This is a genomic window from Vreelandella nanhaiensis (assembly GCF_003990185.1).
GTDB lineage: Bacteria > Pseudomonadota > Gammaproteobacteria > Pseudomonadales > Halomonadaceae > Vreelandella > Vreelandella nanhaiensis.
On the sequence record NZ_RZHF01000011.1, the window covers coordinates 1 to 11131 of the forward strand.

11 protein-coding genes and 1 pseudogene are annotated in these 11131 nt (G+C 50.6%); 10 read left to right on the top strand and 2 right to left on the bottom strand.

The genetic code is table 11. From position 1 onward, the window contains the following. The 9 genes from ELY38_RS08695 to ELY38_RS08735 form a co-directional block, all read left to right on the top strand. A partial coding sequence (locus tag ELY38_RS08695) for a Rieske 2Fe-2S domain-containing protein (RefSeq protein ID WP_127059546.1) occupies positions 1-1347 on the top strand: 1347 nt, incomplete at its 5' end. 26 nt (positions 1348-1373) lie between these two features. Further along, complete coding sequence (gene benB / locus ELY38_RS08700) at positions 1374-1862, top strand: benzoate 1,2-dioxygenase small subunit (RefSeq protein ID WP_127059547.1); 489 nt, start codon at positions 1374-1376, stop codon at positions 1860-1862. An 87-nt stretch (positions 1863-1949) separates the two neighbouring features. Next, positions 1950-3119 (top strand): ABC transporter substrate-binding protein, encoded by a 1170-nt coding sequence (locus ELY38_RS08705; protein ID WP_127061420.1) that lies wholly within the window; start codon positions 1950-1952, stop codon positions 3117-3119. A gap of 65 nt (positions 3120-3184) precedes the next feature. Further along, entirely contained in the window at positions 3185-4045 is an 861-nt protein-coding gene (locus ELY38_RS08710) for a branched-chain amino acid ABC transporter permease (RefSeq protein WP_127061422.1), read from the top strand. A 12-nt stretch (positions 4046-4057) separates the two neighbouring features. Further along, positions 4058-5119 carry a branched-chain amino acid ABC transporter permease gene (locus ELY38_RS08715; protein ID WP_127061424.1) on the top strand — a complete coding sequence of 354 codons (1062 nt, stop codon included), beginning with the start codon at positions 4058-4060 and terminating at the stop codon, positions 5117-5119. 3 nt (positions 5120-5122) lie between these two features. Further along, the gene (locus ELY38_RS08720) at positions 5123-5890 is read left to right on the top strand and encodes an ABC transporter ATP-binding protein (RefSeq protein ID WP_127061426.1); all 768 of its coding nucleotides are present in this window, start codon (positions 5123-5125) and stop codon (positions 5888-5890) included. After that, a complete protein-coding gene (locus ELY38_RS08725; protein ID WP_127061428.1) occupies positions 5887-6618 on the top strand; it encodes an ABC transporter ATP-binding protein in 732 nt (243 codons plus the stop codon). Before ELY38_RS08720 ends, ELY38_RS08725 begins: the two co-directional genes overlap by 4 nt. 77 nt (positions 6619-6695) lie before the next feature. Further along, positions 6696-7883, top strand: a complete 1188-nt coding sequence (locus tag ELY38_RS08730) for a benzoate/H(+) symporter BenE family transporter (protein WP_185858950.1) — start codon at positions 6696-6698, stop codon at positions 7881-7883. Between the two features lie 37 nt (positions 7884-7920). Further along, the gene (locus tag ELY38_RS08735) at positions 7921-8724 is read left to right on the top strand and encodes a universal stress protein (protein WP_185858951.1); all 804 of its coding nucleotides are present in this window, start codon (positions 7921-7923) and stop codon (positions 8722-8724) included. 11 nt (positions 8725-8735) lie between these two features. Here ELY38_RS08735 and ELY38_RS08740 read toward each other — a convergent pair whose 3' ends face one another. Together ELY38_RS08740 and ELY38_RS19375 are read right to left on the bottom strand one after the other, a co-directional pair. Beyond that, entirely contained in the window at positions 8736-9386 is a 651-nt protein-coding gene (locus tag ELY38_RS08740) for a LysR substrate-binding domain-containing protein (protein ID WP_246009103.1), read from the bottom strand. Between the two features lie 81 nt (positions 9387-9467). Further along, a pseudogene (locus ELY38_RS19375) lies at positions 9468-9638 on the bottom strand (LysR family transcriptional regulator); the annotation flags it as partial. 209 nt (positions 9639-9847) lie between these two features. On the opposite strand from ELY38_RS19375, the gene ELY38_RS08745 reads away from it, so the two are divergent. Further along, positions 9848-10288, top strand: a complete 441-nt coding sequence (locus ELY38_RS08745) for a universal stress protein (RefSeq protein ID WP_127061434.1) — start codon at positions 9848-9850, stop codon at positions 10286-10288. Positions 10289-11131: the final 843 nt, after the last annotated feature.

Here is an 11131-nt window from a genome sequence, read left to right on the forward strand (position 1 = left end):
CTCGAAGCCCGCGTTCGCAATGCCGTTCAAGACGACCCTGACCAGGGCATCTTCCGTTGCCACCGCAGCATGTTCACCGACCCTGCCTTCTTCGAACTGGAGATGAAGCACATCTTCGAAGGCAACTGGCTGTTCCTGGCCCACGAGAGCCAAGTCGCTGAACCAGGTGATTACATGACCGTCACTATGGGTCGTCAGCCCGTACTCATTACCCGCGACAAGCAAGGCGAGCTGCACGGCCTGATCAACGCCTGTGCGCACCGCGGTGCCACCCTATGCCGCCGTAAGCGCGGCAACAAGGGTACCTTTACCTGCCCGTTCCACGGCTGGACGTTCAAAAACGACGGCCAACTGCTCAAGGCCAAAAACGAGAAGGTCGGCGCCTATCCGGATAACTTCAAACAGGATGGCTCCCACAACCTCAAGCGCCTACCGCGCTTTGAAAACTACAAAGGCTTCCTGTTCGGCAGCTTGAGTGACGACGTTCAACCGCTCGAACAACACCTCGGCGAAACCACCAAGGTCATCGACAACATCGTCGACCAAGCCCCCGAAGGCCTGGAAATTCTGCGCGGTACCTCGTCGTACACCTATACCGGCAACTGGAAGTTACAGGCCGAAAATGGCGCGGACGGCTACCACGTCAGCTCCGTGCACTGGAACTACGCCTCCACGATGGAACGCCGTAACTACGATGCTGGCGGCACCAAAGCGGTGGACGCCGACGGCTGGTCGAAGAGCAAAGGTGGCTTCTACTCCTACGAAAACGGCCACATGATGCTATGGACCCGGCTGCTTAACCCCGATGTTCGCCCGGTCTACCAGCACAAGGACTGGATCCAGGAACAGCTGGGTGAGGCCCGCGCCGATTCCATCGTCAACCAGACGCGTAACCTCTGCCTTTATCCCAACGTCTACCTGATGGATCAGTTCTCCACGCAAATCCGCGTGATCCGTCCGATCGCCGTGGACAAAACCGAAGTGACGATTTACTGCTTCGCGCCCAAAGGCGAGTCCGCCGAGGACCGACGTGTCCGTATCCGCCAGTACGAAGACTTCTTCAACGTCTCCGGCATGGGCACGCCCGACGACCTGGAAGAGTTCCGCGCTTGCCAAGAAGGCTACAACGGCGCCCTGGCCGAATGGAACGACCTCTCTCGCGGGGCCCAACAGTGGATCGAAGGCGCCGATGAAACGGCCCAAGCCATCGACATGAAGCCCCTGCTCAGTGGCGCCTCCCCGGAAGACGAAGGCCTTTACGTGCTGCACCACAAGCACTGGGTCAACGAAATGCTGCGCGCCATCGACAAAGAGCGCAGTCAGTTTATCGCCACTGCGTCCGCCTAAGCGCCTGAAGAGAGGAGAGAAGTGACATGAGCATTAGCTATCACGATATCCAAGCCTTCCTGTACCGCGAAGGCCGCTTATTGGACGACCGCCAGTGGGATGAGTGGCTCGCGCTGTATCGCAAAGACGCCGAGTTCTGGATGCCTGCCTGGGACGACGACGACCAGCTCACCCAGGACCCGCACAGCGAGATCTCACTGATCTACTACCCCAACCGGGAAGGGCTGGAAGATCGGGTCTATCGGATCAAGACCGAGCGCAGCGGGGCGAGTACGCCGGAACCGCGCACCACCCACCAGGTGACCAATCTGGAGATCTTGTCGCAAAACGGCGACACGATGGAGCTGCGGTTTAACTGGCATACGCTTAGCCATCGTTACAAGAAAACTGACAGCTTCTTTGGCACCTGCTTCTACACCCTGGATGTGTCGGGTGAGACCCCGTTGATCACAAGAAAAGTCGTGCAGCTGAATAACGACTACATCCATCAGGTCATTGATGTGTATCACGTGTGATTAGCTCTAATGAGACAGGGATGCCTTATTGCGTTAACAGCTTAGCCAAAAATAATTCAACAACAACTAAACCTTGGTAACTAAATAATGAAAACATTTAAAAAGACCTCCCTAGCAGCTTTGATGGGCACTTCTGCACTAATATCAGCAAGCGTAATGGCTAATGATGGACCAGTAAAACTTGGTCTGATGCTGCCTTATTCCGGTACCTACACAGCACTTGGTGAAGCAATTACTAACGGCCTGAAACTTGCCATTGAACAAGAAGGTAACCAGTTGGGTGGCCGTGAAGTGGAGTACGTGCAACTTGATTCAGAGGCTGACCCTTCTAAAGCACCTCAGAACATGAGTCGTCTCGTCAATGGAGACCAAGTTGACTTCGTTATTGGGCCCGTACATTCCGGCGTTGCGATGGGGATGCTGCGTGTGGCTAAGCAGACGGGAGCGATTACGATTATTCCCAACGCTGGATTGGGTGCCGCCACTAACGAATTGTGCATGCCTAATGTCTTCCGTACTTCGTTCAGTATGTGGCAAGACAGCTATCCCATGGGCAAAGTGGCCTACGATCAGGGGCATCGCAAAATTGTCACCATTACTTGGGATTACGCAGGTGGTAAGGAAGATCTGGCAGGGTTTGAGGAGGCGTTTACCGCTGAGGGCGGTGAGATCGTTCAACAAATTTTAGTCCCGTTCCCCAGTACTGAATTCCAGAGTTACTTAACGCAAATTGCCAGCCTTAAGCCTGATGCTGTCTATACCTTTTTTGCGGGCGGTGGCGGTGTCAGCTTTGTTCGGGATTATGCCGCAGCCGGTCTGAAAGAGAGCATGCCGCTGCTAGGTTCGGGCTTTCTTACCGAAGGTAATTTAGCTGCATTAGGCGATGCTGGCGAAGGGGTAATGACCACGCTGCACTATGCCGAAACCCTTGAAAATGACGCCAACCAATCCTTCGTTTCAGCTTATGAAAATGCCTACGGTGAAATGCCGGATACCTATGCCGTACAAGGCTACGATACGGGAATGATGCTAGTGCAAGCGCTCAATGTGTTAGGTGGCGATACCTCAGATAAAGAACGCTTGATAAATGTATTAGCCAATGTTGAATTAGCAAGCCCACGAGGGCCTTTAAGCTTCTCTGATTCCCACCATCCCATCCAAAATATTTACCTCCGCGAGATCCGAGACGGCAAGCACGAAGTCGTTAGTATCGCTTCTGAGAATCTCGAAGTACCCGATGAAGCCTGCCAGATGTAACGACACCGCTACGCATTATGGGGCGGGTTTTGCCCGCCCCTCACTCTGATTCTCGGAGGGATCTTATGGATCTCGCATTTTTCAGCGTACAGCTACTTAACGGTCTGCAGTACGGCCTGCTGCTTTTTTTGATTGCCAGCGGTTTGACGTTGATTTTCGGCATTATGGGGATCATCAATCTGGCCCACGGCGCCATGTATATGATCGGCGCTTATTTGGTCTACGACCTTACCCTGCGATTGGGCAATTTCTGGCTGGCCATCATGGTGGCTATTCCTATCGCGATTGCACTGGGACTCGTTATTGAACGCTTATTTCTCGATACGCTTTACAAGCGCGATCACCTTTATCAAGTGCTGCTGACCTTTGGGCTGATTTTAGTACTCAACGAAGCGCAACGCATTATCTGGGGCGGTAATGTGCATCGTGTTGTGGTGCCCGCACCATTTGATTTCAGTATTCAACTGACTGATAACATGCAGTACTCGGTCTACCGCCTCTTTGTGATGGGCGTCTGCTTAGCATTGGCCGGTGTGATCTATTGGGTTATTCGCCATACGCGGCTGGGCATCATCATTCGCGCCGGCGCGGTCAATCGCGACATGGTTGAAGGTTTAGGCATCAATGTTCGTACCCTTTTTACACTTATCTTTAGCGTAGGTGTTGCGCTGACCGCTTTCGCGGGAATGATCGCCGCGCCGCTTACATCCATCGCGCCAGGCATGGGCGATAGCATCCTTATCACGTGTTTTGTGGTCGTGGTTATTGGTGGTATTGGTTCTATTAAAGGAGCCTTTTGGGGCGCCATTATTATTGGCATGGCCACCACCTTTGGTGCAGTGCTCATCCCGAGCCTCGCCAGCATGGTTATCTACTTGATTATGGCCGCAGTATTGCTGGTAAAACCACGCGGCCTTTTCGCTTGAGGAGAATAAGAAATGTTGCATAGATATCCCAAGCGCGCCGCGTTCATCATGCTGATATTAACGACTTTAATCGCCGCTTTTCCTCTTTGGGGAGAAGTGGTATTTGGTAGCCAAGCTAATTTTATATTAGAAAAATTGACATTAATGCTGATCCTAGCCCTGTTCGCCATGAGCTTGGATTTGTTAGTGGGCGTCCTGGGTTTAGTCAGCCTGGGGCATGCTCTGTTCTTCGGACTGGGTGCTTACACGCTGGCGTTGGCTAGTCCAGACTTTAGTCCGGCGTCCATGTGGTGGATGCTGCCTTTGGTTATGGGTGTCTCTGCCTGTGTCGGGTTAGTGATAGGCGTATTAGTGATCCGTACTAAAGGCATCTTCTTTATCATGACGACCCTCGCTTTTGGGCAGATGCTTTACTACTTCATTAGTACTTCTCAGTTCGCGGGGGGCACCGACGGGGTTTTCATCATGTTCCGTCCCAGCTTGGAATTAGGTGGAAGTACGCTGCTGGATCTTGATAACCCTTACAGCTTCTTTTACTTCTGTTTGGGCATGCTGTTGGTTGGTTATCTCTTCTTACGCTGGCTGACACGCTCCTACTTTGGTCAAGTGCTTGACGGTATTCATGACAATGAGCATCGCATGCAAGCCTTAGGTTACGCCACCAGCGGCTACAAATTGATCGCCTTTGTTATCGCTGGGGTGATGGCGGCGGTTGCCGGTATGTTAGCAGCTATGCAATACGGTTTCGCTAACCCGGCTCAGCTTGGCTGGCATACTTCTGGTGAAGTGTTAATGATGCTGATTTTAGGCGGCATGGGTACCATATTTGGTCCTATTTTAGGTGCTTTCGCCTACGAAATTCTGCTCTATATCTACGAACATACCACTACTCACTGGCCGATATTGATGGGAGTAACCATTATCGTAGCCGTATTGATACTACCCCGTGGTATCGCGGGCTTGATTATCGCCCCGCCTTGGCATCGCAAACGCCAAACGAGTGCTGAAATCGTGGGTAAAGAATCAAAAGCATCTGTCTCCGCTCAACCCGTCACACAGAGTAAGGAGGACTGAGCTATGCGCGATGAAATTGTCTTGGCCACCCATGGTTTGACCCGGCGCTTTGGCGGTTTAGTGGCGGTTAACGATGTAGATTTCGACGTTAAGGCCAATGAAATACACGCCATCTTGGGTCCTAATGGAGCGGGAAAAAGCACGTTGATTAATTTGCTTTCTGGCGAGATACCGCCTTCTGAAGGGCAAGTGCTTTATCGCCAACAGCCGATTCAGGGTAAAAGCGCGCGCCAGATTGCTCGTATGGGGATTGGACGCAGCCACCAGAAGACCAATATTTTCCCACGCCTGACTTGCCTACAAAACTGCGAGCTGGCTGCTCGTATTCATATGGGCGGAGTGTTTGGCAGCTGGCGTTCGAGACAAACAGCACAAAAGGTGAGTGAGCGCGCTCAAGAGGTGCTAGATACTTGCCAATTGAACCATCGTGCTTATACGACAGCAGCCGACATGAGCTATGGCGAACAGCGCCAACTGCAGATCGCGATGGTGCTAGCGACAGCGCCGTCGCTGATGCTGCTCGATGAGCCAATGGCGGGGATGGGGCGTGAAGAGACAGCTCAAGTAACCGACCTGCTCGCCAGCCTTACGGATCGTTACACGCTTGTATTGATTGAGCACGACATGGACTCGGTCTTCCGCCTGGCCGACCGTATTACCGTGATGGTCGATGGCTGTGTATTGGAGAGTGGTCCGACAGAACAGATACGCACCAGTGAAAAGGTACGCGATGTTTACTTAGGGCGTCATGATGAGGAGGCAATCGCATGACCGTAGAGCAAAAAAGTACGCCACTTATTGATGCCCAGGGGTTACATACTTACTACGGTGAAAGCCATATTTTGCATGGAGTTGATTTGACCCTGATGCCTGGCGAGACGCTGAGCCTTCTGGGCCGCAACGGCATGGGCAAGACCACTACGCTGAAATCGATACTGGGCTTTGTGCCACCGCGGCGTGGCGAGGTGTTTATTAAGGGCGTCTCGGCTACCAAGCGGCGTCCTTGGCAGCTGATTCGCCAAGGGATCGGTTACGTGCCGGAGGGGCGCGGAATTTTTCCAGGCATTAGTGTGCGTGAGCACCTAATTATGGCCGCACGCCCTAATGACCGGGGGGAGTCTCCTTGGACGCTGGAGCGTGTACTGGATACGTTTCCGCGCTTGGGCCAACGCATCAACCACGATGGTTCTTTCCTCTCGGGTGGCGAGCAGCAGATGCTCTCTATTGGTCGAGCGCTGACGACGAACCCAGACCTAATGATTCTTGACGAGGCCACCGAAGGGTTAGCGCCGCTGATTAGAGATGAAATTTGGAAGATCATCCGCGCAATCAAAGCAACCGGTATTTCTACCATTATTGTCGATAAAAATATCGATAACCTACTCAGCATAGCCGAAAAGCACTTGTTACTGGTCAAGGGAGAAGTGGTCTATAGCGGTGATTCTCAAGGACTAAGAGATAACCCTTCAATCCTTGAAACCCACCTCGGCGTTGCCTAATCCAGTTCCGGCAAGCAAGGCTTGCCGGAACTGATGACGACTAGTAGTTAACTCCTCGGCATTGGGAAATCTGTTGCATGCAATTACATAAGGACTGGTCCGTTCCCGCGATCACCGCTGGCTTTGTGGCAGTGCTGGTCTCTTACTCCGGCCCGCTCGCCATTTTTTTTCAGGCGGCTCAGAGCGCTGAAATATCTACTACGATGATGACGTCTTGGGTCTGGGCCATTTCTATCGGGGCGGCTATTTCAGGAATCTTATTGAGCTTGTGGTTGAGAGTTCCGGTGGTGACCGCTTGGTCGGCTCCCGGGACTGCTTTATTAGTAACCCTATTCCCTGAATTGTCATTAAATGAAGCAGTGGGCGCCTACCTGACGACAGCAATGATCATTTTCTTGATTGGTATCACGGGCTCCTTTGATCGTATTATCCAGATGATACCGCCGGGTATTGCTAGTGCAATGATGGCGGGCATCCTGTTCCAATTTGGTATAGACGTCTTTGTCTCCTTGGAAAGTGTGCCAGCGTTGGCGATTGGTATGATTATCGCTTACCTCGTATTTAAACGGCTTACACCGCGCTACAGCCTGATGCTGTTATTAGTGGCCGGAATTACTTTGGCCGTTTTATTAGAAGGTGCAAGTTTAGAGGGCATTTCAGTTCAATTCGCTGAGCCGCAGTTCATACGCCCTGAGTGGACGTGGAGCGCTACCTTGAGCCTGGCCATCCCGCTGGTAATGGTCAGTTTGACCGGGCAGTTCTTACCTGGCATGGCAATTCTGCGCACCTCCGGTTACTCAACACCAGCCAAGCCAATCGTTACCGTGGCCAGTTTAACGTCTTTTGTTACTGCCTTTTTCGGCGGTATCACCACGGTGATCGCTGCAATTACGGCGGCAATCTGTACCAGTAAGGAAGCGCACGAAGACCCTGGTAAACGCTATGTTGCTGGGGTGGCGAACGGGGTTTTCTATCTAATTGGTGGCGTCTTCGCTGGCACAATTGTGGCGCTATTTACCTCATTACCGGGAGAGTTTGTGGCAGTACTGGCGGGCCTAGCGCTGATTGGCGCTATCAGTAGCAATATCAGTGCGTTCGCCGCCGAAAAGAGCCACCTAGAAGCCTCTGTGATTACTTTTATTGCTACGGCGTCGGGCGTCAGCTTTTTAGGGCTCGGATCAGCTTTTTGGGGGGTAGTCGTTGGGGCGCTTGCTTACAATGTGCTGCACCGGCGTTACCGTCCAGTTAACCATAAAACTCAATAACAAAATTAACTATTGTATCGGTAGGCGGAGTATGACCATGGACAAGATCTTTGTGGCGATCGACGATAGTGAAGACTCCTTGCGTGTACTGGCATTTGGACAAAGTTTTGCGGCCCAGCTAGAAGCGGATTTAAGCGCCGTTTCAGTGGTACTTAATAAGCATGAAATAGCTACACGGCGTTCTACACTGAAGGCGCGCTTAGCTAACCACCACAACGAAAACATAGCCATCGATGTGGTTGCTCATGATAGTGCCAAGGAGTACCTCGGTGAAATTGCCAGCCGCGAGGACGCCGGTTTATGTATGATGGCGCATGGGCGCCGCCCAGTACCGGAGATGCTGATAGGCAGCGTAACCGCGGGCGTTGTGCGCCGTGCCCAACGCCCTGTTTACTTGTGCGGTCCTCGCTATGACGGTCTTATTCACCAGCGAGTTGATGTGTTAGCCGTCTGTATTGATGGCTCTAAGCTATCCGAGCAAATTTTGCCTTATGCATCAGTCTTGGCGAAACGTTTGGGAGCTCGGTTACAACTGTTGCAAGTGATAGATACCGCCGCCGCTAGAAAGCCAACAATGTTAGGGTATACCGATGTCATGGAGTCAGCCTACCTAACCGCTCTTGCACGCCGTGTCGAGAAGGAGCAAGGCCATGAGGTTGACTGGGAGGTGCTACATGGTGACCCTGCGGACTCTATCGTCAGCTACTTAGCGGATAGTCATAATACCATGCTGGCCATGACAACCCACGGTCGTAGCGGTCTTTCGCAAGTAGTGGCAGGCAGTGTTAGTCACGAGGTACTGCATGAAACTTCTTGTCCTGTAGCAGTACTGCGTCCATGACTTCTATTGTTTTAAGGGTAACGGCCGGTGCGGCGGTTTTCCACGAGCACATTTAAAATAGTGTTGGCTTCCAGCATAAGGGGAGAGGATTTTTCTCCTCGTCGACGACTGCAGATGACGGGCGACGTTATGGTCTTGTCTGCCAATGCTACGTAGGTAATGCCATCCCGCTGAACGCGTTTGACCTGTTCGGGAACCAGCGTAATGCCGATTCCCGAAGCGACAAGGCTAAGCGCTGTCTGAACCTCGTTTGCTTCCTGTACCACTTCAACCTTTAAACCTTGGCGGCGGAAAATGCCTAGTACCATATCGGCAAGGCTAGGGCGCGGCTTTGCGGGAAAGAGAATGAGTGGATAGCGAGCCAGCTCCTCGCAGGTAGGGGTCGTACCCTCTAACGGATGGCCACTAGAAAGAGCTGCAATTAGTGGTTCATCGAATAGAATCTCTTGCTCGACGTCCGGGTCATCAATGCGTAAACGCCCAAATCCCATATCAATGCGGCCAGCTTTAAGCGCTTGAACCTGTTGTACAGTCGTAAGTTCTGCCAGCGAAAGTTCAACATTATCCATTTGGCGTAAGTCACGAACCAACATCGGAAGCTGTCCGTAAAACACGGAAGGGACAAAGCCAATACTGAATAGCGCACGCTTGCTACGTGCCATATGTCGTGTTGCGTCTATGGTGACCTCTACTTTTTCTAATATTTGCAATGCATGCTGTTGAAAAAACACACCTGACGGGGTTAAGCGTAAGCCCCTAGAGCTACGCTCAAACAGTTCAGCGCCCAATTCTTGTTCTAATTGCTTAATTTGGCGCGAAAGAGGCGGCTGCGACATATGTAATCGTTCAGCAGCACAGGTGAAGTTAAGTTCTTCGGCAACAACGCAAAAGTACCTCAGGTGGCGTAGCTCCATGATACCTCCAAGGTATGAGTAAATTCTTAAATAATATTGGTTTTTATATTCGATTGCTTTCAAGCTGAATGTATTTCCAAAGCAATTAGATAATTTTTTAAACCAGCTCAACTAGGCGTTATAACGCTACCAGTATTTATGCGCCTGAAAGCTAAATTTCGTCTAAGACTTTAGTGCTACAAGTCAGAATTAATTGAGGTGGGCCAATTATGTATACTCGAATTTTAGTCCCTATTGACGGCTCAGAACACGCCAAACAAGCTTTGTCAGTGGCATGCAAGCTGTTAGATAAAAAAGCCTCAACACTCTATTTGTTACATGTACCTGAAACTCTTGACTATACCACCACGTTGGTATGGGGCATTGGTGCTATTGATGCCAGCGTTACCCTCGCTGAAAGAGAGAAATCGGGCGAGCAGTTGCTTAAACAGGCGATTAATTCAGCACAGGAAGAGGGCGCTCAGTATATAGAAAAAATATTAACGCGTGGTGATCCAGTTCGGGTAATTTTAGATACTGCTAATGCCAAAGATATCGATACTATTGTGATGGGAAGCCGAGGCTTGAGCGACTTCGCTGGTGTCGTGATAGGCAGTGTCTCGCATAAGGTTAGCCACTCTGCGAAATGCCGAGTGATTACAGTGAGTTAGCAGCTTTATTAACGGGTCAGCCATCAATGAGTTAAAGAGCAATATGTAAAGCTTGCAGTTTAAGACGCTGTAAAATGCTATTTTCAGCAGCTACTCAAATAATATTTTTCATAATCTAGACAGAGGAGCCAGCTTATTCTCTGCAAAGTTCCATGTTTACTCTCCTTGGAAGGCAATGCGTTTAAATCAATTAAACAGGCGGCCTCAATAACAAAGTGTAATACCTCACTCACTTGGTGAGCTATCGCCATGACTCATCAATCTCACCATCTTTCCGCCGTAGAACGTGCTGCCATCATCACGATGCCTATAATGCTAGAAAAATTCCACGTTATAGTTTTCCTGTTTTTTTGATGGCTTGAACCATGGTGGGTTTAATGTAGGGGAATTTTGCTCATGTGCCAAAGGTCAAAATCGTCCTCAAATAGGACATTTTAAAATCACGCTATGTGTCCACATTGATGGTGACGATGAGCAGCATTCGGTGTAAAACGGGGAAGAACAGACAAACTAGCTAATTATAAAATAGTAGTAAGTTTTTATTTTATTTGAATTTTTTATATTTTTCGATAATTTTAGTTGGGTTGAAAGCTCATCAACAAGGCTTGGAACTAGCCTCCGAAGCCGAAGGTCGTAGGTTCAATTCCTACCGGGCGCGCCATTATTTCAAGGGCTTACGTTAACTCGTAAGCCCTTTTATTTTGCGTGTGCCAAGCTCGCCAACATTAGAGCTAATACCTTTTATCGATCTAACGACCTATAACTGTTACTTGGCACAAGGCGCGGCACAGGCTTGTCAGCGCACTCCTATCCATTCCGCAAGCTATTGATTCGCTCTCTATC